The sequence below is a fragment of the Streptomyces sp. C genome (genome assembly GCF_000158895.1).
GTDB lineage: Bacteria > Actinomycetota > Actinomycetes > Streptomycetales > Streptomycetaceae > Streptomyces > Streptomyces racemochromogenes.
Window position 1 is genome coordinate 3,386,869 of the sequence record NZ_GG657750.1, and the last position, 21,102, is coordinate 3,407,970.

Genomic DNA, 21,102 nt, shown 5'->3' on the forward strand with positions numbered 1-21,102 from the left:
TCCGGATTCCGAGTTCCGGGTTCCGGGTCCCCTACTCCACCCGACTCGCGAACGCCCCCAGGCGGCTGCATTCCGCGACCGTCGCCGTCACCGGGCGGTCGCGCAGGATCCGGCGGGCGCGGTGTTCGCCCAGGCTCGTCGCGTACCAGGGGGTGTCGGAGGCGCGGCGCAGGTCGGCCTCGATGCCCATCAGGGCGCAGGAGCGACGGGGTTCGGGGAGGCGGTCCAGGTAGGGGGCGGCGTCCGCGGAGAGGTCGCGGAGGTAGGCGAGGTCCAGCTTGTTGTCCTGCTGGTAGCGGTTCACGTTGTACTCGGCGATGATCCCGTCCGGTGAGGCCAGCCCGAAGGCCAGCACCGCCGCCGCCGCGCTGCCGACCACCGCGCGGGCCAGCCAGCGTCCGCCCGCGATCCCGGCCGCCATCAGCAGCACGATGACCAGGCCCAGCCACAGTTCCATGGTGACCACCGACAGCCGCAGCCGCGTCAGCCCGTACGCGTCCACGTACAGGTCCATGCGGCGCACCGCCGAGGCGACGACGACCAGGGTCAGCAGGCACAGCGTCCCCAGCACCGAGCGGACCAGACGCCGGTCACCGGTCCCGCCGCGCGGCGCCCAGCGCAGGGCGAGCGCGATGACCGCGAGGACGAACACCGTCGCCCAGAGCAGCTGCCAGAAGCCCTGGCGGGCGTACTCGGCGTACGTGAGGCCCGTGCTCTCCAGCACCTTGTCGTAGCCACCGAACAGCACCGCGAGCTGTACCGCGTTGAACCCGGCGAAGAGCAGGTTCAGCACGATCAGCGGCAGGCTCCACTCCAGCCGCGAGCGGGCCTTCCACTGGCGGGACTTGACGCGGTCCCAGCGGTGCGGGGCGGCGGCCGTGCGGGCGGCGGCGAGCGCCAGGACGGCGCCGAGCAGGAAGAGCAGGAACCTGAACGGCCCCTCCCCCACCGAGACGTCGGGCAGCAGGCCGCCGAGCAGGTCCGCGAAGGCCGCGTCGGCGGAGGCGAACAGCGCCCCGAAGACGATCAGCAGGACCGCCGCCACCAGTGCCGCCAAGAACACGGACACCCAGCGGTCGCGGCCCGCCCCGCCGCCGCGCGAGCGCAGCCCCGGCCCAGGCCCAGCCCACGCCGGTGACCGCGCTGTCGAGGAAGCCGAGCGGGGCGAGCAGTACGCCGGGCCAGCGGCTGGTTCCGTGCAGGGCGAGGGCGGCGAGCAGTACGGCGGCGAGGATCGCCAGCGTGGAGGGCCAGGCGGAGTCCCGCAGCGCGGGGACGGCGAGCAGCGCCACGCAGCCGGCCGCCCACAGCAGGCTCCAGGGGCGGGCCTTGCGCCCGGCGGCGCGGGCGGCGGCGTACGCGGCCACCATGGCGGGCAGCACCGCGAGGAGCAGTCCGGGGCCCATGCCGTCTCCGAGGACGGTGGCGGTGGTGAGGCCGGCGGCGAGTACGGCGACGAGGGTGGCGGTGCGGACCGGCGCGGCCTCGGCGGGCCGGATCCGGCGCCACATGGAGTTCGCGGCCCGCGCGGCGGCCTCCTCCCGGGCCTTCTGCTGACGCAGCTGGAACTGCTGCATCTGCCAGAGGTGCCAGGCGGCCGGATCGTGCCCGCGCAACCCGGGCGCGATGGGCGGCGGAACCGGCGCGGCAGGAGGCGGCGGCCCGACGGGCCCCGCGGCCGGAGCCGGACCGACAGGCCCCGCGGCCGGAGCCGGACCGACGGGCCCCGCGGCCGGGACCGAAGCGGCCGATGCCGGGCCCTGGGCAGCGGGCCCCGCGGCCGAAGTGGCCGCCGTCGACGCCGGGTCGGCCGGCGGAACCGGCGGAACCGGCGGAACCGCCGGAACCGGAGCCTCGCCGCCCGGCAGGGCCTGCGCCGGGTCGCCCGTTCTCGCCTGCTCGGCGCCGTCTGCGTTCTCGGACATCGGGTCCCTCCCCCTGGTGCGGAGCCGCCAGCGTAGGCCCGCACCCCCCGGTTTTGAACACATTCAACTCGCCCTTGTGTCAGGATCGTGACAAACGCCGAGCCGCCGGCCCGACTACGGACGCGCCGCCAGCAGCTCGGCGTACGGCACCGCCGTGCGACCGGAGTTGTACTGGGTGACCCCGTACCTGTCCTCGCTCTCCACGTCCTTGGACAGCCGCCCCGCGGAGTCCAGCGGGGAGATCTGGACGCTGAACCCGCTGTCCGTCCCGTTGATCCACCGGGTCGAGGTGAGGTACCGCGGCCCGCGCGTCACGTTCACGATGTTGTTGTTGTGGCGCACCCGGCCGTGGTGCATGACGTAGTCCGGGCAGGGCGCGGGGCAGTCGAAGTACCTGCCCGGCTTCTCCTTCCACGAGAAGACCGGGCGGTAGTACCCGGAGTCGATCTCTCCCCGGTCACCCCTCATGAAGATGACCGCCATGTCGGACAGGACGACGTCGTACTTCTTGTCCGCGGGGATCTGCACCACCCGGTCCGTGGTGAAGTCCGTCCCCGGCGCGATCCAGGCGCCCTCCCCCGGGACGACCGGACCGGTGTGGATGAACGCGTACCCCGTGGGCCGTACGAACGTCTCCGTGTCGAGGCCGGTCTCCATGTCCGCCCGCCACTTGTCCCGGCCGAGCCCGGTCCCCGCCGCGTCGAAGGCCGACTCCCGCGCCCACACCCGGTAGAGGCTGTTGACGATGTACGCCGGAACGGCCCCGTCGTTCGTGACGCGGAGCTTCACCGGGAGGTAGACGACCGGGCGCTCCGGATCCTTCCTCGGCGTCCCGAACTTCGCCTCCACCTTGAAGTGGAAGAGCGCCGCGCTCGGCTGGTACACCGCCGAGTACGCGAAGTTCGCGGACGCCAGCACCGCCGTCGCCACCACACCGGCGGTGAAGCTCTTCGGGTGCGGGATCCCCTTCCAGGCACGCTCCCGCCACACCGTCCACGACGCCCACAGCGCCCACGCCGACAGCGCGAGGAACACCGGCAGGTACGGCGTCCACTCCCGCTCCTGGAACCACACCGCCAGCAGCAGCGCCTCGGTCCCCACCGTGACGAGTACGCCCGCCAGCACCGCCGCGCCCGAGTACGGGACCGTCCGCTTCCCCCAGTAGTCGAAGACCGCGGCCGCCGCGACGACCTGCACCGCCCCGGCGAGCACGAACAGCATCCCGGCCAGCCGCGCCGAGAAGGTCAGCGCGCCCAGCGCGTCCACCATCCCCACCCGGGCGAGGAGCAGCGCCGAGACCAGCAGCCCGGCGGCCAGCACGGCCATGACGGCGCGCCGGCGCCACGCACGGTCCGGCCAGGTGGCACCGTCCGCCCCGCGCCAGGTCACCCGGGACCGGTCCGACAGGTCCGTGCCGGGCGGCAGCCCCGCGCGGCGCAGCCGCCTGCGCAGGTCGGCCGGGGACCAGGCGCTCCCGGCCGGCTCGCCGTCGACGGTGACCGCGCGCAGCCCGCGCGCGTCCGGCGCCTGCACCACCACCCTGCGCACACCCGTACCCATGCCCCCAGGCTCGGCCCCGCACCGGGCCCCCGCACCCGGGGCTACTCCACCCCGCGCCGGGCCGCTCCTCCGCCGGGAACCGGCCCCCGTAGGGTGCCCGGGTGACGACGCACCTCCCCACCTGCTCCTGCTGCGGTGACGCGCTCGACGACGAGCGCCGCATCGACTTCGGCTTCAACCTGCCCGACGCCGCCCTCGGCCTGCCCGGTGAGGCCCTCCTCCCGCTCGGCGTGCGCGCCCTGCTCCGCGTGGACGGGGTCGGCTCCTTCATCCGCTGCCTGCTGCCCGTCCGGCTGAGCCACGACACCGAACTCGTCCTCGGCGCCTGGGTGGAGGTGGACGACTCCACCCTGCGGCGGGCCCACGAGCTGTGGGAGGAGCCCGGCTACGCCGACTTCTCCTTCACCGGCACGTTCGCCAACCTGATCCAGCCCTGGGGCGACGACCTGCTCGGCGCCGAAGTCACCACCCGAGTCGCCGACCCGGACGAACTCCCCGTCGTCACCGGCGTACGCCACCCCGTGGCCGCCCGCGTCCTGACGGAGGTCTGGGACCGCGACGAGGTCCTCAGCCGCTTCCCGTACCCGCTGCCCGTGGACGTGCGCACCGACCTCGGCGACCACTGGTCGGTGGTGCGCACCGCCGGCCTCACCGCCGGCTTCGCCGACGGCTACGACCGCTTCACCGCCCCGGACCGCACCGCGGCCGTCAGCCTGAAGCTCGACGACGTCCCGGGCCGCCCCCCGGCGGACTTCCTCACCGCCCTTCTGTCGGGCGCCCCCGACACCCGGCCCGCCCAGCGGCTGCGCGAGGAACTGCCCGACGGCGGCCTGCGGTACGCGTTCTGGCTGACCCCGCAGGACCACGGCCGCCCGCGCCACGAGTTCTACGGGTTCACCCTGCACCCCTCCGGCAGCGGCGCCGGGATCTTCTGCACCCACGAGGACCCCGCCACCCTGGACTGGGCGCAGCGGACCTGGCGCTCCCTGACGTACGACGGGGTCAGCTGACGGGGCCGGGGCCGCCGAACCACCGGGTCAGGTGGGCCGGGAGTTCGGCCGGGTCCTCGCCCGCCCAGGCCACGTAGCCGTCCGGGCGCAGAAGCACCGAGGGCGCGCCCGGCTCCGCCTCCGCGCCGGGACCGGTACCGGTGTCGGTACCGGTGTCGGTGACGTGGTCGACGCGGTCCTCCCAGCCCGCCACCGACAGCCCGCCGGTCCGGTCGAGGAGCAGACCCCGGCCGGTGTGCATCAGCTCGTACAGCCGCCGCCCCGTCCCCAGCGTGACGTCCCGCATCCGGCGACCCAGCAGCTCGTGGCCGTCGCCGAGGTCGTAGCGGACGCCGACCGCCGAGGTCAGCTCGGTCACGTACCGGTTGACCTCCTCGAAGTCCAGCAGCTTCGAGAACAGCTCCCGCAGCGCCACCGCCCCGGCGGTGTTCTCCAGCAGTGCGGTCTGCGCGCGGGTGTTGGCGATGACGGCCGCGCCCACCGGGCGGCGTTCGGCCTCGTACGTGTCGAGCAGCCCGGCCGGGGCCCGGCCGCCCACCTCGGCGGCGAGCTTCCAGCCGAGGTTGAACGCGTCCTGCACCCCGAGGCTGAGCCCCTGGCCGCCCGTCGGCGGGTGGACGTGCGCCGCGTCGCCCGCCAGCAGCACCCGGCCGACCCGGTAGCGCTCGGCCTGCCGGGTGGCGTCGCCGACCCGGGACAGCCAGCGCGGCGAGTGCGCCCCGAAGTCGGTGCCCGCGTGGGCCCTCAGCCGCTCCTTGACCTCGTCGAGCGTCGTCTCGGCCGTACGGTCCTCCGCCACCCCGTCGGCGGGCACGATGACCCGGTACACGCCCTCCCCCATGGGGACGACGCCGAACCGGACGTGGACCTTGCGCACCTCCGCCGTGACGGCGGCCACCGTCTCCGCGTCCTCCGCCAGCTCCATGTCGCCGAGCAGCGTCTCGACCTTGGCCGCCTCCCCCGGGAAGCCGACGCCGAGCAGCTTGCGGACCGTGCTGCGGCCCCCGTCGCAGCCGACGAGGTAACGCGCCCGCAGCCGCGTGCCGTCGGACAGTTCGACGTCCACCCCGTCGGCGTCCTGGGCCAGCCCGACGACCTCGCAACCGCGCCGGACCTCGGCACCCAGCTCCACCGCCCGCTCGGTCAGCAGCCGTTCGGTGACGGTCTGCGGGGTGGCGAGGCCGTACGGGTGCGCGGTGTCCATCAGCTCCGGACGCAGCTTGACCAGCCCGCCGAAGTCGGCCGTCCGGTACGGCTCGCTGACCGCGAGGAACCGGTCCAGCAGCCCCCGCTGGTCCAGCATCTCCACGCTGCGCACCTGCATCCCGCGTCCCCGGGACTGCCCGGCCGGCTCGGTGAGCCTTTCGAGCACGACCGTCCGCACCCCGGCGAGCCGCAGCTCGGCGGCCAGCATCAGCCCGGTGGGCCCGCCGCCCGCGATGACCACGTCGATCGCGTCGATGGCGTCGATGGCGTCGCTCTTCTTCAACTGCTCCCCGTTTCCCCAGGTCATGACTACGAGTGAGGATTCTGGAGCATGACGGGGGCCTTGCGGCAAGACCCCCGTCGGGCTATAACTTGATCATGGCGAGGTGCTCATGAGCTCCTCGCCATCGCGCTTTCCCAAGAGGGGTCAGCGCTTGAGCAGGAAGCTGAAGTCCCCGGAGAGCTTGCCGCCCAGCCGGACCGCCGAGACGAGCTTCCCGGCCGTGATCAGCCGCTCGACCTCGGCCCGTGGAAGACCGCACCCCTCGGAGATCAACCGCACCGGCCGGACCGGGATCCGCGCCGCGAAGCGCACCGAGACGTCGATCACCTCGCGGTCCAGGTGGTCGGAGCGCCCGGTGTCGAGGCGCCAGGCGCCGTCCCAGTCGAGGGCTACGCGATTGCGGCGCCGCACGACCGGATCCTGGAGCAGCTCGGCCGCCAGGCCCGGGTCGTTGTCGTGCATCCGGTCCAGCAGCTCGGGTCGTACGGATCGCACGTGCACCCGCTCCAGGACCGTGAGCTTCGCCGTGTCCCCGCAGCCGGTGCAGAGGACGAGGAGCCAGGCGTCGAGGAGCTTGTGGCTGGCGTTGACGCGGAACTTGCCGTTCGGCCGGAAGGACCCGGACGCGCACGAGTGGCATCGGCGGAGGACGAGAGGCAGGCAGGTGGGAGCGACCACCCAGGTATTGAGCACAGGAGTACACCGGTTCCAGTGAGAAGACCGCAGCAGAAAGGAGCGCGGCGCACAGGCGCGACGCGCGACGAATCAGCACTCGGGGGGTCTCACACGGTGTACAACGGAACGCCCTTGCCTCGACGACGTGTTCGGCAGGACGGTAACGGCGCCCGGCAGCGCAACTCCACTGGTTTTCTCTAGGCGGCGAGCGGGTCTTCGGGAGGGCATTCGCGGCAGCGGCTCGGTTCGGGGGCGCGGAAGGCGCGTTCGCAGCCGTCGCAGGTCTGCCACGGGTCCGGCCGCCGGGCGGCGTTCACGGCGGGCGGCGGGGCCGTCGGCGCGCGCGGCGGGATGCCCGCGCGCAGCCGGTACCCGATCACCGCCGCCGGGCTGCGCATGTCGGACGGCAGGCCGGTGACCAGCGCCTGCCGTACGGCCTCCGGCTCGGCCCCCCGGTCCAGCCAGGCGGCCACCCCGGGCGCGAGCCGCTGCACGTCCCGCTCGGCCAGCAGCAGCCGGGGGTCGTCACCGCGCAGCCGGGCGAGCAGGTCGGCGGCGTCCTGCCGGGCGGCGGGTTCGGGCGCGGGCTCCGGCTCCGGCTCCGGTACGGCGGCCCGGTCGGTCGGCGGCGGGGACGGTGGCGGGTCGTCGTCCGGCGGCGGGACGGTGCCGCGCGGGCAGTTGTAGGACACCGTGCGGGTGACGAGCCTGCCCTCGGGGGTCCGTACGCGGCTCCGCTCCAGGTACCCGGCCGCCTCCAGCTCCCGCAGCGCGGCGGCGATCCGGATCCCCCCCTCGGGGAAGCGGGCGGTGAGGTCCTTGATGCCGATCCTGGTACCGGAGGCCAGCGACTGGATGTGCACCGCGAGCCCGATGGCCACCAGCGACAGGGTCTGGTGCTGGGCGAGGTGGTTGCCGATCACCACGTAGTGGCCGGCGTGCCGGACGTTGACGTGGATGACACCTGATGGGATGGTCCCGCTTCGAACACGGGACGCCGCGCGCGTGGGCGCGCTAGGGTCCTTGAAAGCCATTGGGAAGGTGGGAACTTCCTGGTTGGTCAGGCCCTCGCCCGGGATGCCAGTCCCGGCGGGGGCCGTCTCATGTCTGGTTTGTTGTCGCGGCGAGCATATGCCCCGCAACCACCCGGAAATCCAGCCCAGTTGGCAGGGTTCACCCGAGCGAGTGAGCGCGGGGGTTGGGGGGTGGGTTGGTGGGTTTTACCCCGGTACTTAAAGGATGTCGAGGGTCGCCGGGTCCCGGTGGCCCACGTCCCGGATGAGTACGCGGACCGGCGGATCCTGAGTACGGCGGCGCAGGTGGGAGGCCCCCGCGACCGCTTGGCTGGGGCCATGCGAGACGAGACCAAGAACACCGCACTGGCGTGGACCACGGCCCTGGCATTGGCCCTGGTCCCGGTGGCCTTCGTCTTCGGCGCCCTGGGCGGGATGGCCGAGCAGGTCCACCCCGAGGCGGTGGCGGTGCTGAAGGTGTTCTGGCTCGCCTCCTGGACCGCCACCCCGCTGCTCGCCCTCGCCGGCTGGCTGTTCCGCCGACGCCCCGCCCTGGCCGGAGCCGGTCGCTGGACGGGCTGGATCGCGGTGGTCCCGGTCCCGGTCACGATCCTGCTGGCGTCCCGCCTGTAGGCAGGTCCACCTCCGCCCACACCGCCTTGCGCGGCGGCGGCCCCTGCTCCACCCCCCACCGGTCGGCCAGCGCCGCCACCACCGCCAGACCCCGGCCCCCTTCCGCGCAGGCTTCGGCGTCGCGGAGAATCGGGATCCGGTCCCGGCACGTGTCCACCACCTCGATCCGCAGCGCGCCGCCGCCCAGGCTGAGCACCACCAGGAAGTCCCGCCCGGCCACCCGCCCGTGGGTCACGGCGTTGGCGGCCAGCTCGGCCACGATCAGCGCGGGCCCGGCCGTGGGCAGCCCCCACGCCCGCAGCTTCTCGACGGCGAGCTGCCGCGCCTGCCGGGCCCCGCGCGGTGTGGCGGGCAGTTGGACGCCGAACTGATGTGCAGAGCACCAGATTTGAGTAGTCACGTCACCCAGCGTGGGGCGGCGTGGCTACCGTGAGAAGCGTTAACGCCGGTGCGTCCGGGGTTTGTCCGGCGCTTGTCCGGCGCTGTCCGGGCTGTCCTGGAAGCCGTGTGGGCATTGGGCGTTGAGGAACTTCGGTGCGTCGGAGGTGGGGCACGCATGGCCGTGGACAGTGACGGTACGGAAGACGCGGGCTGGGAGATCGATCCCGAGGACGAACAGGGAGCGGCGGTCCTGGCGGCACTGGGGCGCCAGCTGCGGACCTGGCGGGAGAAAGCGGGGAAGCGGGTCGCCGACTTCGGGGTGGAGATCGGGTACGGCGAAGACCAAGTCCGGAAGGTCGAGGGCGGCAAGCGGATCCCACGCCCGGAGTACCTGGACAGGGCGGACAGGACACTGGGCGCGGGCGGGCAGATCTCCGCGATGAAGGCGGACATGGAGCAGGTCCGCTACCCGAAGAAGGTCCGAGACCTGGCGAAGATGGAAGACCAGGCGATCGAGATCCACACTTACAACAACCACAACATCCATGGCCTGTTGCAGACGCCCGAGTACACACGCGCTCTGTTCAACACCTGGCGCCCTGTCTACACGCCGGACGAGATGGAGCGGATGCTGGCCGCCCGGATGGCCCGCCAGTCGATCTTCGAACGCTCACCCGCGCCGGCGCTCAGTTTCGTCCAGGAACTGGTCACGCTAAGCCGCCCGATCGGAGGGACAATGGTCCTGCGCCGACAGCTCGAACGCCTACTGGAGGTGGCTCAGTTGCCGAACGTCGAGTTCCAGGTCATGCCGACCGATGTCGAAGAGCACGCGGGCATGGCGGGGCGAATTCAGGTGCTGAAGTTCCCGGACGGCTCGGCGGTGGGTCGATCGGAGGGGGCGTTCAACGGCCGCCCGGTCTCCGACCCGAAGCAGCTCCGGATCCTCGAACTGCGCTATGGCATCATCCGAGCTCAGGCGCTCACGCCACGGAAGTCGCTGGCCCTCATCGAGGAACTGCTAGGAGAAACATGATCCACAATCCAGAGCTGGACTGGTTCAAGAGCAGCTACAGCGACAGCAGCGACGGCAACGACTGCGTTGAGGTGGCCTGGCAGAAGAGCAGCTACAGCAGCGGCAGCGAAGGCGACTCCTGCGTCGAGGTGGCCTCGACCCCCACCCGGATCCACGTCCGCGACTCCAAGGACACCACCCTCCCCCACCTCACCTTCGGTCCTTCCGCCTGGACCGGCTTCCTTGCGGCACAATGACCCCTTGCACAAGCACTAGTTGACGGTTTCGGCCAGGGGGCGGAATGCAGCCGGGGGCACAGCTGGCCGGGCGGTACCGGCTCGTCGAGCGGCTCGGGCAGGGCGGAATCGGCGAGGTCTGGCGGGCGCAGGACGTCGAGCTGGACCGGGCCGTGGCCGTGAAGGTGCTGCTGGAGTTCGACGCGTCCGAGGAGCTGCTCGGCCGGTTCCGCCGCGAGGCGTCCATCGGGGCGCGGCTCCAGCATCCCGGGCTCACCGTCGTCCACGACATCGGCCGCCACGGCGACCGGCTGTTCATGGTGATGGAGCTGCTGGAGGGGCAGGACCTCTCCCGCCTCCTGGCCCGTACGCCCGGCGTGGGCCTCCCCCTCCCCCAGGTGCTCGACCTCGCCCTCCAGACGGCCGAGGCGCTGGCCGCCGCGCACGCGCAGAAGGTGGTGCACCGGGACCTGAAGCCCGGGAACCTCTTCCTCCTCTCCGACGGCCGCCTCAAGATCTGCGACTTCGGCATCGCCCGCACCGCCGACGCCACGGGCGGGCTCACCGTCACGGGCCGGGTGTTCGGGACGCCGTCGTACATGGCGCCCGAACAGTGGCGGGGCGAGCACGTCGACGGGAGCTGCGACCTGTACGCCCTGGGGTGCGTGCTGTACGCGTTGCTGACCGGTGCGCCGCCGTTCGCGGGGACCGAGCAGGCCTGGGTGCTGATGCGGATGCACCTGGAGGAGGCGCCTCCGGCCCTGGGCGCCGTACGGGCCGACCTGCCGCCCGGGCTCGTGGAGCTGGTGGACGCGCTGCTGGCCAAGGAGCCGGGCGACCGGCCCGACGCCCTCGCCGTCGCGGACCGGCTGCGCGCGCTGCTGTACGAGCCCGCCGTACGCGACGTACCCACCATGGACCTCGGGACCACGGCCCCGATCGCGGCCGCCCCCGCCCCGAGCCGCCGGAACGTGCTGCTCGGGCTCGGCGGGCTCGGGCTGCTGGCGGGGGCCGGCGGTGGGACGTACGCCGTGTGGCGGCTGACCGGCGACGAGAACGACGGCGGCAAGAACCCCGGCGACAAGAAGAACGGCGGCGGGCCTTCCGCCGAAGGGACCACCGAACCCGGCACGGCCGGGGTGCGGACGGTGGCGGAGATCAAGAAGCACGCCGGCTCGGTGGATTCGGTGGCGATCAGCCCGGACAGCAGGTTCCTCGTCAGCGGCGGCAACGACCGCAGCATCCAGCTGTACAACTTCGCCGGCGGGGGCACCATCACCCTCTCCCCGATGCCCGAGGCGGCCGTGACCTGCGTGTCCTACAGCCCCGACGGCAAGGTCCTCGTCGGCGGGAGCGACAAGGTCCTGCGCCTGCACGACGTCTACAGCCTGGAGCTCCTCGGCATCCTGGCGGAACACACGGGGCTGGTGCGGGCGGTGGCGTTCAGCCCGGACAGCAAGACCCTCGCCAGCGGGGCCGACGACGGCACCATCCGCCTCTGGGACGTGGTGACCCGCTCCACCGTCGCCGTCGCCACCCTCACCGGGCACACCAAGCCGGTGCTGTCCCTGGCCTTCGCCCCCGACGGCACCCTCGCCAGCGGCTGCGCCGACGGCACCATCCGCCTCTGGGACCTCGCGAGCCGCACCTCCACGGCCACGCTCACCGGGCACACCAAGGCCGTCGCCGCGGTGGCGTTCAGTCCCGACGGGAAGGTCCTCGCCAGCGGCAGCGCCGACAGCAGCGTCCGCCTGTGGGACCCGGCCGCCCGCACTGGCACCAGCACCCTCCCGGGCCACAACAGCCCCGTCCGGTCGGTGGCGTTCAGCGCCGACGGACAGACCATCGCCAGCGGCGGCGGCCGGACCATCCGGCTGTGGGACGTCCCTTCCCGCGAGCACCGCGCGACGCTCAACGGACACACCGCGGCCGTGACCTCGGTCGCGTTCAGCGCCGACGGCAAGACCCTCGCCAGTGCGAGCGAGGACGACAGCATCCGGGTGTGGAAGCGGACCTGACGGCGGACGGCGGCGAAGATGGCCGGATGACGTCCATAGACCGGCCCGAGGACCAGGGGTGCCTGCGCTGGGTGCTCGCCGTACCCCTGGCCCTCTTCTACGTGCCCGCCGCCTTCTTCCTCTACGGCTCGCTGGTGCTCCAGCCGGACTCCGACTCCCCGTACGACCCGATGCGCGACGACGCGCGCGTCAACGCCACGCTCTCGCTCGGGCTGTGGTTCCTCGGGCTCCTCCTGACCGCCGTCCCCGTCTTCCACCGCAACCTGGGGCGGTGGTGGTACGCGGTGCCGTTCCTCCTCGCGTCGGTCGCGTACTGGCGGGGGCAGACGGTCTAGCGGGCGAACTCCGCCCCGGCCGCCTCGGCCAGCAGCTTCGCCGCCACCGCCGCGCCGTCCGCGTCGAACGCGGCGGCCACCGACGCCGCCCAGGCGGCGGTCTCCGGGGTCAGGGCCGTCCGCAGGGCGGCCGACAGGGACTCCACCGTCGGGGTGGGGCCGTCGTGGGCCGCGCCGATGCCGAGGCCGGCGACGCGGGAGGCGAAGTACGGCTGGTCCGCGCCCTGCGGGACGATCACCTGGGGCGCGCCGGAGCGGGTGGCGGTGGTCGTGGTGCCGGCGCCGCCGTGGTGGACGACGGCCGCGACGCGGGGGAACAGCGCCTGGTGGTTGGCCTCGCCGACGACGAAGCAGTCGTCGCCCGCGTCGGCCGCCGCCAGGTCGGCCCAGCCCCGGGAGAGCAGCACGCGGCGGCCCTGCGCCCGGACGGCCTCGACGACGGTCCGGGCGAGCCCGGCCGGGTCGGCCATGGGGATGCTGCCGAAGCCGACGTACACGGGCGGCTCGCCGGCGTCGAGGAACTCCACCAGCTCGGCGGGGAGCGGCCGCTCGTCCGGCAGCACCCACGCACCGGTCTGCACGACCTCCAGCGCGGCCGGCCGGACCCAGGGGGCGAGGGCGGGGTCGGTGGCCAGCCACGGCCGGTCGGTGAAGACGTGGTCGCGGACGTCGTCCACGGCCGGGAGGCCGACCGACTCCCGGAAGGCGTTGACCGCGTCACCGAAGACGTCCTGCGCGTCGCGGGCGTCCCGCTCCCACAGCACCTCGTTGTCGGTGATCTCCGGCGGCAGCGGCCTGCCCGGGCGCGGGATCGGCGGGTGGTGCGGGGAGGGCAGGCTGACGGGCTGGTAGCTGGCGTACACGTACGGGACGCCCAGCTTCTCGGCGGCCGCCTTCACCCCGGCCACGGCGGGCACCAGGCCGGTCGCGAGCAGGACGTCGCAGCCGTCGGCCGCCACCGCCATGACGTTCTCGTAGAACGCGGCGACCAGCTCGGCCGCCCGCTTGGCGATCCCGCCCGGCGCCGGAGGCACCTTCCCGGTCACCAGGTCGCGCACCGACGCGCCGGTCGGAACCATCTGGACGCCGACCCCGGCGAGCCGCGCCGCGAACTCCTCGTCCGGCGGCGCGCACACCAGCACCTCGGCCCCCAGCTCCCGCAGCCGCACCGCGAGCCCGACGAGCGGCTCGACGCCCCCGCGCGAATCGTAGGCGGACAGCACTACACGCATCCCGTACTCCCAATCCCCCGTGCGAAGACCCAGGTTGGAGAGTCTGCACCACGGTGGTGATCTTGTGGCAAGCCCGGGGCTGCGCTATACGTTGGGCATGGCCAAGGAAATCCAGGTGACGTACGACTGTGCCGATCCCGCCGCCCTGGCGGCCTTCTGGGCCGAGGTGCTCGGCTACCGCGTGCAGCCGCCGCCGGAGGGCTTCGCCGACTGGCCGTCCGCCCTGACGGCGTGGGGCGTGCCGCCCGAGCAGCACAACAGCCGGTCGGCGATCTCGGACCCGGAGGGCAAGGGCCCGCGGATCTTCTTCCAGCGGGTCCCGGAGGGCAAGGTGGCCAAGAACCGCCTGCACCTGGACGTCCGCTCGGCACCGGGCCTGAAGGGCACGGAGCGGATGGACGCCCTGGAGGTGGAGGCCGCGCGGCTGGAGGCCCTGGGCGCCAAGCGCCTGTACCGCCTCGACCCCGACGGCATCGACGAGGGCATCATCGTGATGGCCGACCCCGAGGACAACGAGTTCTGCCTGGACTGACGCACGAACGCCCCGCGCCCAGTCGAGTCGGTGACGGGGCCTTCGCGGTGCCGGCCTGAGGATCCCTAGCGGCGATCGTGGTCGAGCCAGTAGTGGACGAACCCGCCGTCGGCCCCGAGGCACGTGAACCCGGCCTTGGTGAGGACTCTGCCCGAGGCGGGGTTGTCAGGGTGGTGCTTCGCGCCGAGGGAGTCCAAGGCAGCGGCGGTAAAGGCCGACGCGGCGAGCTGCTCCACCGCGGCGGTCGCGTACCCGCGCCCCCACGTGTCCTCGCGCAGGACGTAGCTCACCCTCCCGTGCCCGGCGGGCCGGCGTCCGAGCTTGACCACGCCGACCAGGTCGCCTGCGACGTCCACGCCGAGGACGTACTGGGCCACCGGTGTCGCGCGGCTCCACTCGATCACCTGGGCCACGTACGCGTCGGCTTCCGGTGCGGTCATCTCGGGCCTCATCAGGTAGGTGACGGCGGCCCCGCTGTAGATCCGGCGGATCGCGGAGGCATCGGCGGGGGTGAGGACCCGCAGGATGGTCACGAGACCGTGCCTGCGGTCGTGAGGTGCGCGGCCAGGTCCTGGGCGGTGGGGCGGTCGGCCGGGTCGGGGGCCAGGCACGCCGTGATCGTGTTCTCGAAGGCGGGGAACGGCCAGGGCCGGACGCCGGCCAGGTCGGTGGTGACGCCCTTGGCGATGGCCTCCAGCTTCTTCGGCCGGTCCGTCTCGTCGTCGTAGGCGACGGGGCGGTGTCCGGTCCAGCACCAGAGCAGGGAGGCGCCCAGCCCCCACACATCGGCAAGGGGTTCGACCTGGACGTGCGCGGTGTCGGGGGTGGTGAGAAGCGCGGCGGCGACCTCGGGGGCCGTGGTGTGGGTGAGGGCACCCCGGTGGGGCAGGCGCGGCCCGTCCTGGGGGCCGCAGGCCAGTGCGTAGTCGATGACAGCTGCGCAGCCGTCGGCGGTGACGAGCGTGTTCGTGGGCTGGACGTCGGCGTGCGCCCAGCCGGCGGCGTGCATGCGGCCGAGCTGCTCCGCCCAGGTGCGGGCCACATCGAGGAGATGGCGGCGTACGGCCGGCCGATCGCCTTCCGGGGAGCGCGCTGCGGCGAGCGCGTGCCACAGCGGCTTCCCGTCGACCCAGCGGACCGCGAGCCACCGGCCGCCGTCCCACGTACCGGCGGCGATCCGGTAGCCGGGCTCCAGCGCCCCGGCCGCGGTGAGGCGGACCAGGTGATCGTCTTCCTGGGCCATCTCGGCCGTTTTGCCGCGGGTGGCGGGGTCCTGCGGGTTGTTGGCCTTGACGACGGCCTGGCCGTCCGGACCGGTCACCTTCCAGGCCCTGGAGCCACGCCGGTCGCTCAGGAGTCGCGTGGCGAGGGGACCGCCGAGCCGCTCGGCGAGGAGTTCGACGGCTTCACCGGGGGGAGGAAGCGCTTGGCCCATGTCCGGATCTCCTTCCAGTCGTGGGGGACGTTCTCGAAGACGTCGCGGCCGTCGTCGTCGGCCACGGCCAGCGCGGCGGCCAGGTCCGGGGTCGCGGCCAGGAAGCGGGGGTCACGGCGGCGTACGGCGGCGCGTACGGGGATGAACGAGACCGGGGCGGCGGGGATCCGGCCGCTCTCCCCCGCGGGCTCTTCCTCGCCGGCGTAGAACTTGCCGAACATGATCCCGACGGGCCCGTAGAGATTCTTCAACGCCCAGTGCGGCCAAGCCATCAGTTCCCGGTGCCGCACGCCCGGGACCTGGCCGAGGACCACCACGTTGTCGCACCGCAGGCCGCCGTACGGACCGCGTACGAGGGAACGCAGGCGCTCGGCGGCCTGGCCCCCGGCGTAGAACAGCTCGGCCTCCACCGCATCGGCGTCCCCGTCGGCCCGGTAAACGGTCCAGGTGGTGCAGTCCCGCTGGAGCGAGGGTGCCAGGTAGGGGCAGTGGGCCGTCATCTGCCGCACGTAGTCGGTGATGTCCACGGACGTGGGCCGGGGGGTGGAGGCCTCGATGAGGCGAAGCGCCCCGGCCGAGGGCCGGGGCGTTGCCTTGGTACGGGATGTGGTCACGGGCGGCCGGTCTCCGGACCCTCGGGGGTGAAGTCGTCGTCACCGCCGACGGGGCCGCAGTCCCATTCGGCCACGACCTTGCCGGTCTCCCGGTAGCGGGCCACGGCCGTCTCGTCCACGGTGCCGTCGGCGTCGGCGAACCAGACCTCGGGCAGGGCCCCGTAGGCGGCCTCGTAGGTGGCGACCCAGGCGATCGGGCCGGCGCCGTTGTTCTCCACGTGCCGGATCGGCCGGCCGGCGGTCTCCAGGCACAGCGCCTTGTACTCGGGGGTACCGAGGATCTCGTGCCAGGCGGCGTCCACCGCCGGGCTGAACATCTCGGGCGCGGACTCGCCGTCGCGGAAGCGCCGGCCGGTGATGGTCAGGAACCTGCCGAGCTCGATCGTTGCGGTGCTCATGTTGGTGCTCCTCTCGTCGATGGTCGAGTGGTGCGTGTGGCGCCGGGGCCTCCCTTGGAGGTCTGGCGTCAGCCCCGACCAACGTAGAGAGGCGGCCTGGACGGCCCCAACGGAGTTGCGGCTAATTGCGGAAATTCACGCCAGGGCGTCGAGCGCGGCCGTGATCAGGGTGCGGGCGTTGTCGCCGTAGACCGCCATCTTCGAGAGCCGTTCGAACGCCTTGGCGTAGTCGGCGAGTTCACGCGGCTGGGTGACGCCGATCCTGGCGGTGAGGGTCTCCACGGCCACCCGGCGGTCGTCGTACAGGTAGAACGCCTCCAACGGCCACACGGTGCGCTCGGCGGTGAAGGGGATGATCCCGAGGGAGACGGAGGCGAGGGGCATCACGGTGAGCAGGTGGCGGAGTTGGCCGGCCATCGTGCCTGCGTCGCCGATCCGGAAGCGCAACACCGACTCCTCGATCAGGACCGCGTACCGGTGGTTGCCCTCGTAGAGGAAGCGTGAGCGGGCGACGCGGGCGGCGACGGCTTCGGTCACGTCGTCGGGGGTGCCCTGGAAGTGCGTGATGCTGCTCAGCAGCGCGGTGGCGTAGGCGGCGGTCTGGAGGAACCCGGGGACGACGTTGGAGACGTAGACGCGCTGGAGGGACGCCTGGGCGTTGGCCGCGTAGGCGTTCTCCTGGGAGCGCCGCAGGCCGTTGCGGTGGAGGCGGCGCCACTCCTGGTACATGGAGTCGACGGCACGGGAGGTGGCGATCAGGTCGGCCGCCTGGTCCTCGGCGCCGCAGGCGGCGCACCAGGCCAGGATGTCCGAATCGGACGGTGCCACCTCGCCCTTCTGAATGCGGGTGGTCTTCGCGGGGTGCCAGTCGCACCGGGCAGACAGTTCCCGCCCGGTGAGACCTGCGTCCCTGCGCAGGTGGGACAGGCGCACGGCGAGGGCTTCACGGGCCGCTTGCGCGCTGGAGGAGGGGGATGCGGGCACGGGTGTGGGGTCAGACGGTGTACTGGTCGTGGGGGATCCCCCGCTCCCACACCGCCTCGAAGGCCGACGCGCACAGTTTCACCACAGCGGGGTCCTCGGTCCGCACCTTCGGCTCGTCAGGGTGCCAGTCGCCGGTACCGGTCCAGTTGTGCAGCTGGACCAGGCGGCCGTCGAACAGCCAGAAGTCCGTACCGGGCAAGGCGATGTCGAAGGCGCGGCGGCGGGGAAGCCAGCGGACCTGTTCCCCCGCGTCGATGTTCATCCGGGTGCCGGCGTGCTCGTAGCGGATGTAGTCGCTCACCGGCTCGCAAACGATACGGGCGCGGCGCATGACGACGCCCCGGGCGGTGGCGGCCGAGACCATGTTCAGCCAGTTGGAGCGCTCCGCCCGCTGGGCTTCCTCGCTCCACTCCCCGCGCAGGAAGGCCGCGAAGGTGTCGGCCTCGCCGGCCACCCCGTAGCTGTCACGCATCTCCAGATGTACTGCTGACGCCTGCGTCTGCTCCAGCAGCTCCGCGAAGGTGGGCGCGTTCTGCGGCATTGCATGCCTCCCTCAGGATCGGCACCATGCGGGCCGGGATACGGATCACTGTCTCGTGCGCGGGGATCCCCGGGGCGTGGCCGGGAACCCACTGGGTCTCGTCGATCTGTGCCCGTAGGACCGCCTCGGCGGTCACCCCCTGGATGACCAGGTCGGCGGTCTCCTCTTCAACCCACACCGTGGGAGAGCCCTCCTCACCGGTGTTGGGATCCATGCCGACGAACTGTAGATCCATGGTGATCTCCCCTGTCAGCCAGTTGCGGGTACTTGCGGACGAGACTTCTCCCCGGGCGCTGCAAGCGTCAAGGGGTCCGTCGGCCAAGCCTGTTGACACCCACGGCATACGCCGCAGCCCCCGCCCGGATCCCGGGCGGGGGCTGCGGCGTATGCCGTGGGGCGACGGTCAGGCGGCGACGGGGACCGGCGTGGCGGCGGGCTCGGCGGCCTTCTCGTCCAGCGGGGAGGAGGAGGCGGCGGCGTAGGCCTCCTTGTCGAGGATCCCCTCACGGGCGGAGACGATCACCGGGACGACCGCCTGGCCGGCGACGTTCGTAGCCGTGCGCATCATGTCCAGGATCGGGTCGATCGCCATCAGCAGGCCGACGCCGGCGAGCGGCAGGCCCAGGGTGGAGAGGGTCAGGGTGAGCATCACGGTCGCGCCGGTCAGGCCGGCCGTGGCGGCGGAGCCGACCACCGAGACGAACGCGATGAGCAGGTACTCCTTGATGCCGAGCTGCACGTCGAAGATGTTCGCGATGAAGATCGCGGCGAGCGCCGGGTAGATCGCGGCGCAGCCGTCCATCTTGGTGGTGGCGCCGAACGGGACGGCGAAGGAGGCGTACTCCTTCGGGACGCCGAGACGCTCGGTGACCCTCTGGGTGACCGGCATGGTGCCGACCGAGGAGCGGGAGACGAAGGCCAGCTGGATGGCGGGCCAGGCGCCCTTGAAGAACTGGACCGGGTTGACCTTGGCGACGGTCCACAGCAGCAGCGGGTAGACGCCGAACATGACGAGCGCCGAGCCGATGTAGATGTCGGCGGTGAAGGTGGCGTACTTGCCGATGAGGTCCCAGCCGTAGCTGGCGATGGCGGTGCCGATGAGGCCGACCGTGCCGATCGGCGCGAGGCGGATGACCCACCACAGGGCCTTCTGGAGGAGCTCCAGGACGGACTCGGCCAGGTTCAGGACGGGCTGGGCCTTGGCGCCGAGCTGGAGGGCGGCGATGCCCGCGACGGCGGCGAGGAAGACGATCTGGAGGACGTTCAGCTCGGTGAACGGGGTGACGATGTCCTTCGGCACGATGCCGGTCAGGAAGTCGATCCAGGAGCCGTGCCGCTTGGGCTCCTTGCCGTCGGCCGGGGTGAGGCCGGTGCCGGCGCCCGGGTCGGTCAGCAGGCCGATCGCGAGGCCGATGCCCACCGCGATCAGGGAGGTGATCATGAACCAGAGCAGGGTGCGGGAGGCGAGCCGGGCGGCGTTGTTCACCTTCCGGAGGTTGGTGATGGACACCAGGATGGCGAAGAACACGAGCGGGGCGACGGCCAGCTTCAGCAACTGGATGAAGATGTCGCCGACCTGCTCCAGGGTGGTCTTCAGCCAGCTGACGTCCTGGCTGCGGGCGATCCAGCCGAAGAGGACGCCGAGCGCGAGGCCGGCGACTATCTGGGCCCAGAAGGGGAACTTGAACGAGGCCTTGGCGGGAGCCTGGGCCTGGGGGGACGCGGACACGGCAATCTCCGGGAGAGGCACGGACGTACGGCGGAAGGTTTCTGCGAGGGGTGCGGTACGGCGGCAGCCGGAAAGGGGCCGGGCCGGCCGGGGACCGCTGCTGGGGCGGCTGGGCTTCAGCTTCAGCGGCGACAGCAACAGGCCGCGGACACGCGGCGGCAGAGGTCGACGTGCAGGCGCGCCACGAGCGGGACGCTCGGGCTCATCGGGTGCGCGGCTGCGGTCAACATGTTGAACACGCTAACACTTGGGCTTTGAGAATCTCAAAGGGATGCTTTGAGCACGGATCGCGCGGGACCCGGTCCGCCGCCCCGGCACGGCCCCGGGAACGCCGAAGCCCCAGCGTGGCGGGGGGTGTTCCCGGCGCTGGGGCGTGTCGGTGCGGGGAGCGGCCGGGCGGCCGCTGTGAGGAAGGACTCAGGCGCGCGCGGCGTCGTCGGCCGCGTCCTCCTGGCTGCGGTTCGCGGCGAGCCGTTCCTTCGCACCCGCGACGCGTCCGGAGATCTGCTGGGACATCTCGTCGCGCTGCTTGCGCAGCAGGACGAAGGACAGCGGGGCGGAGAGCACCAGCGCGAGGAGCACGATCCAGGCGAAGTTGGCGTCGCCCAGCCCGGCGGGCACCCAGCCCACGTTGACCAGGACGGCGACGAGCACCAGGCACCCGACGAAGATGCCCAGGCGCATCGCGGTGTAGCGGATCGTCGCGCTCGGCTTGAGGGCCACGGTGACCCCTCCCTCTCTTCGTACGTCGGCACGTGCCCGTCCAGTGAAGCACGCCGGGCCCCCGCCGCGGCCCGGCGGGGTCAGTGCAGGGGCAGCAGCATCGTGATGTCGTCGCGGTCGTCGCCGGGGGCCACGCGGATGGCGCCGGGGACCCGGCCGACCTCCTTGTAGCCGCAGGCCGCGTAGAAGTGCTCCAGCCCGACGCCGCCGCGGCACTCCAGGCGGATGGCCTCGATGCCCTCCAGCGAGCGCGCCGCGTCGGCGAGGGCGGCCATCAGCTCCCGCCCGGCGCCGCGGCCCTGGAGGGCGGGGCCGACCATGACCGTGTACGCCCAGACCCAGTGCTTCCGCAACGGGTGCGCCTCGAAGGCGAGGAAGGCGACGGCCTGCACCGCACCCTCGGCGTCCCGCCCGACCAGCAGCCGGTGGCGACCCTCGGCCAGCGCGACGAGGTGCCTGACCAGGGCGGGGCGGATGTCGTCGACGGTGACGGGCGGGACGAAGCCGACCGCGCCGCCGGCGTTGGTGACCTCGGTCCACAGCTGTGCGATGCCGTCGCGCAGGGCGGGGTCGACGACCGGATCGAAGGTGAAGGTAAGGGTCATTCCCGAAGAGTATCCATTACTT

General features: G+C 72.7%; 25 protein-coding genes. 8 read left to right on the top strand and 17 right to left on the bottom strand.

The annotated features are described in order from the left end of the window. Positions 1–31: 31 nt before the first annotated feature. Positions 32–1,069: a DUF4173 domain-containing protein gene (locus tag SSNG_RS15000; RefSeq protein WP_063749893.1), complete on the bottom strand. Its 1,038-nt coding sequence runs from the start codon at positions 1,067–1,069 to the stop codon at positions 32–34. Positions 1,070–1,242: 173 nt separating this feature from the next. On the opposite strand from SSNG_RS15000, the gene SSNG_RS45270 reads away from it, so the two are divergent. Further along, positions 1,243–1,557 (top strand): hypothetical protein, encoded by a 315-nt coding sequence (locus SSNG_RS45270; RefSeq protein ID WP_347232450.1) that lies wholly within the window; start codon positions 1,243–1,245, stop codon positions 1,555–1,557. A 482-nt stretch (positions 1,558–2,039) separates the two neighbouring features. Here the strand turns inward: SSNG_RS45270 and SSNG_RS42970 are convergent, their stop codons facing one another. Next, positions 2,040–3,485, bottom strand: a complete 1,446-nt coding sequence (locus tag SSNG_RS42970) for a hypothetical protein (protein WP_007264685.1) — start codon at positions 3,483–3,485, stop codon at positions 2,040–2,042. Between the two features lie 101 nt (positions 3,486–3,586). Here SSNG_RS42970 and SSNG_RS15010 point away from each other — a divergent pair, with 101 nt between their 5' ends. After that, positions 3,587–4,495, top strand: a complete 909-nt coding sequence (locus SSNG_RS15010) for a DUF2199 domain-containing protein (RefSeq protein WP_007264686.1) — start codon at positions 3,587–3,589, stop codon at positions 4,493–4,495. Here SSNG_RS15010 and SSNG_RS15015 read toward each other — a convergent pair. The 3 genes from SSNG_RS15015 to SSNG_RS15025 all read right to left on the bottom strand — a co-directional run bounded on the left by SSNG_RS15015 (position 4,488) and on the right by SSNG_RS15025 (position 7,693). Beyond that, the gene (locus SSNG_RS15015; protein WP_050779631.1) at positions 4,488–6,008 is read right to left on the bottom strand and encodes an FAD-dependent monooxygenase; all 1,521 of its coding nucleotides are present in this window, start codon (positions 6,006–6,008) and stop codon (positions 4,488–4,490) included. The genes SSNG_RS15010 and SSNG_RS15015 overlap by 8 nt on opposite strands. A 120-nt stretch (positions 6,009–6,128) precedes the next feature. Further along, complete coding sequence (locus tag SSNG_RS15020; RefSeq protein ID WP_007264688.1) at positions 6,129–6,677, bottom strand: DUF1062 domain-containing protein; 549 nt, start codon at positions 6,675–6,677, stop codon at positions 6,129–6,131. Between the two features lie 179 nt (positions 6,678–6,856). Further along, a complete protein-coding gene (locus SSNG_RS15025) occupies positions 6,857–7,693 on the bottom strand; it encodes a hypothetical protein (protein WP_042801042.1) in 837 nt (278 codons plus the stop codon). Positions 7,694–8,011: 318 nt separating this feature from the next. Between SSNG_RS15025 and SSNG_RS15030 the strand changes: the two genes are divergently transcribed. Next, positions 8,012–8,305, top strand: a complete 294-nt coding sequence (locus tag SSNG_RS15030; protein ID WP_129593307.1) for a hypothetical protein — start codon at positions 8,012–8,014, stop codon at positions 8,303–8,305. Here SSNG_RS15030 and SSNG_RS15035 read toward each other — a convergent pair. Continuing rightward, positions 8,277–8,705, bottom strand: a complete 429-nt coding sequence (locus tag SSNG_RS15035; protein WP_042801044.1) for an ATP-binding protein — start codon at positions 8,703–8,705, stop codon at positions 8,277–8,279. The genes SSNG_RS15030 and SSNG_RS15035 overlap by 29 nt on opposite strands. A gap of 156 nt (positions 8,706–8,861) precedes the next feature. Here SSNG_RS15035 and SSNG_RS15040 point away from each other — a divergent pair, with 156 nt between their 5' ends. The 4 genes from SSNG_RS15040 to SSNG_RS15055 are packed head-to-tail and all read left to right on the top strand — an operon-like array spanning position 8,862 to position 12,287. Then, positions 8,862–9,719 carry a helix-turn-helix transcriptional regulator gene (locus SSNG_RS15040; RefSeq protein WP_007264692.1) on the top strand — a complete coding sequence of 286 codons (858 nt, stop codon included), beginning with the start codon at positions 8,862–8,864 and terminating at the stop codon, positions 9,717–9,719. Continuing rightward, complete coding sequence (locus SSNG_RS15045) at positions 9,716–9,955, top strand: DUF397 domain-containing protein (RefSeq protein WP_007264693.1); 240 nt, start codon at positions 9,716–9,718, stop codon at positions 9,953–9,955. Before SSNG_RS15040 ends, SSNG_RS15045 begins: the two co-directional genes overlap by 4 nt. 44 nt (positions 9,956–9,999) lie before the next feature. Further along, the gene (locus SSNG_RS37950; protein WP_007264694.1) at positions 10,000–11,952 is read left to right on the top strand and encodes a serine/threonine-protein kinase; all 1,953 of its coding nucleotides are present in this window, start codon (positions 10,000–10,002) and stop codon (positions 11,950–11,952) included. A 26-nt stretch (positions 11,953–11,978) separates the two neighbouring features. Further along, the gene (locus SSNG_RS15055) at positions 11,979–12,287 is read left to right on the top strand and encodes a hypothetical protein (RefSeq protein WP_042803563.1); all 309 of its coding nucleotides are present in this window, start codon (positions 11,979–11,981) and stop codon (positions 12,285–12,287) included. Here the strand turns inward: SSNG_RS15055 and SSNG_RS15060 are convergent. After that, complete coding sequence (locus SSNG_RS15060) at positions 12,284–13,519, bottom strand: glycosyltransferase (protein ID WP_007264696.1); 1,236 nt, start codon at positions 13,517–13,519, stop codon at positions 12,284–12,286. The two genes, SSNG_RS15055 and SSNG_RS15060, sit on opposite strands and share 4 nt — an antisense overlap. Positions 13,520–13,616: 97 nt before the next feature. On the opposite strand from SSNG_RS15060, the gene SSNG_RS15065 reads away from it, so the two are divergent. After that, positions 13,617–14,051 carry a VOC family protein gene (locus SSNG_RS15065; protein ID WP_007264697.1) on the top strand — a complete coding sequence of 145 codons (435 nt, stop codon included), beginning with the start codon at positions 13,617–13,619 and terminating at the stop codon, positions 14,049–14,051. Positions 14,052–14,116: 65 nt separating this feature from the next. On the opposite strand, the gene SSNG_RS15070 is transcribed toward SSNG_RS15065, so the two are convergent. The 10 genes from SSNG_RS15070 to SSNG_RS15110 form a co-directional block, all read right to left on the bottom strand. Further along, entirely contained in the window at positions 14,117–14,584 is a 468-nt protein-coding gene (locus SSNG_RS15070; RefSeq protein WP_007264698.1) for a GNAT family N-acetyltransferase, read from the bottom strand. Then, positions 14,581–15,486: a phosphotransferase gene (locus SSNG_RS15075; RefSeq protein ID WP_007264699.1), complete on the bottom strand. Its 906-nt coding sequence runs from the start codon at positions 15,484–15,486 to the stop codon at positions 14,581–14,583. The genes SSNG_RS15070 and SSNG_RS15075 overlap by 4 nt, the downstream gene beginning before the upstream one ends. Continuing rightward, a complete protein-coding gene (locus tag SSNG_RS15080) occupies positions 15,402–16,100 on the bottom strand; it encodes a DUF6875 domain-containing protein (protein WP_007264700.1) in 699 nt (232 codons plus the stop codon). The genes SSNG_RS15075 and SSNG_RS15080 overlap by 85 nt, the downstream gene beginning before the upstream one ends. Further along, the gene (locus SSNG_RS15085) at positions 16,097–16,498 is read right to left on the bottom strand and encodes a hypothetical protein (RefSeq protein WP_007264701.1); all 402 of its coding nucleotides are present in this window, start codon (positions 16,496–16,498) and stop codon (positions 16,097–16,099) included. Before SSNG_RS15085 ends, SSNG_RS15080 begins: the two co-directional genes overlap by 4 nt. A 135-nt stretch (positions 16,499–16,633) precedes the next feature. After that, positions 16,634–17,482 carry a helix-turn-helix transcriptional regulator gene (locus tag SSNG_RS15090; protein WP_007264702.1) on the bottom strand — a complete coding sequence of 283 codons (849 nt, stop codon included), beginning with the start codon at positions 17,480–17,482 and terminating at the stop codon, positions 16,634–16,636. Positions 17,483–17,492: 10 nt separating this feature from the next. Continuing rightward, positions 17,493–18,023 (bottom strand): DUF6879 family protein, encoded by a 531-nt coding sequence (locus tag SSNG_RS15095; protein ID WP_007264703.1) that lies wholly within the window; start codon positions 18,021–18,023, stop codon positions 17,493–17,495. After that, the gene (locus SSNG_RS43820) at positions 17,947–18,258 is read right to left on the bottom strand and encodes a hypothetical protein (protein WP_007264704.1); all 312 of its coding nucleotides are present in this window, start codon (positions 18,256–18,258) and stop codon (positions 17,947–17,949) included. The genes SSNG_RS15095 and SSNG_RS43820 overlap by 77 nt, the downstream gene beginning before the upstream one ends. 168 nt (positions 18,259–18,426) lie before the next feature. Beyond that, entirely contained in the window at positions 18,427–19,752 is a 1,326-nt protein-coding gene (locus tag SSNG_RS15100) for a dicarboxylate/amino acid:cation symporter (protein ID WP_007264705.1), read from the bottom strand. A gap of 417 nt (positions 19,753–20,169) precedes the next feature. Next, positions 20,170–20,475, bottom strand: coding sequence for a DUF4229 domain-containing protein (locus SSNG_RS15105; RefSeq protein WP_042801046.1), 306 nt, complete (start codon positions 20,473–20,475; stop codon positions 20,170–20,172). Between the two features lie 80 nt (positions 20,476–20,555). Continuing rightward, entirely contained in the window at positions 20,556–21,080 is a 525-nt protein-coding gene (locus tag SSNG_RS15110) for a GNAT family N-acetyltransferase (protein WP_007264707.1), read from the bottom strand. Between the last annotated feature and the right edge of the window lie 22 nt (positions 21,081–21,102).

Bases quoted from the DNA above. Each gene is read 5' to 3' on its own strand.
- SSNG_RS43820 (WP_007264704.1), bottom strand. From the start codon at position 18,258: ATGGATCTACAGTTCGTCGGCATGGATCCCAACACCGGTGAGGAGGGC.
- SSNG_RS15015 (WP_050779631.1), bottom strand. From the start codon at position 6,008: ATGACCTGGGGAAACGGGGAGCAGTTGAAGAAGAGCGACGCCATCGAC.
- SSNG_RS15095 (WP_007264703.1), bottom strand. From the start codon at position 18,023: ATGCCGCAGAACGCGCCCACCTTCGCGGAGCTGCTGGAGCAGACGCAG.
- SSNG_RS42970 (WP_007264685.1), bottom strand. From the start codon at position 3,485: ATGGGTACGGGTGTGCGCAGGGTGGTGGTGCAGGCGCCGGACGCGCGC.
- SSNG_RS37950 (WP_007264694.1), top strand. From the start codon at position 10,000: ATGCAGCCGGGGGCACAGCTGGCCGGGCGGTACCGGCTCGTCGAGCGG.
- SSNG_RS15040 (WP_007264692.1), top strand. From the start codon at position 8,862: ATGGCCGTGGACAGTGACGGTACGGAAGACGCGGGCTGGGAGATCGAT.
- SSNG_RS15055 (WP_042803563.1), top strand. From the start codon at position 11,979: ATGACGTCCATAGACCGGCCCGAGGACCAGGGGTGCCTGCGCTGGGTG.
- SSNG_RS15060 (WP_007264696.1), bottom strand. From the start codon at position 13,519: ATGCGTGTAGTGCTGTCCGCCTACGATTCGCGCGGGGGCGTCGAGCCG.
- SSNG_RS15045 (WP_007264693.1), top strand. From the start codon at position 9,716: ATGATCCACAATCCAGAGCTGGACTGGTTCAAGAGCAGCTACAGCGAC.
- SSNG_RS15085 (WP_007264701.1), bottom strand. From the start codon at position 16,498: ATGAGCACCGCAACGATCGAGCTCGGCAGGTTCCTGACCATCACCGGC.
- SSNG_RS15030 (WP_129593307.1), top strand. From the start codon at position 8,012: ATGCGAGACGAGACCAAGAACACCGCACTGGCGTGGACCACGGCCCTG.
- SSNG_RS15110 (WP_007264707.1), bottom strand. From the start codon at position 21,080: ATGACCCTTACCTTCACCTTCGATCCGGTCGTCGACCCCGCCCTGCGC.
- SSNG_RS15025 (WP_042801042.1), bottom strand. From the start codon at position 7,693: ATGGCTTTCAAGGACCCTAGCGCGCCCACGCGCGCGGCGTCCCGTGTT.
- SSNG_RS15075 (WP_007264699.1), bottom strand. From the start codon at position 15,486: ATGGGCCAAGCGCTTCCTCCCCCCGGTGAAGCCGTCGAACTCCTCGCC.
- SSNG_RS15065 (WP_007264697.1), top strand. From the start codon at position 13,617: ATGGCCAAGGAAATCCAGGTGACGTACGACTGTGCCGATCCCGCCGCC.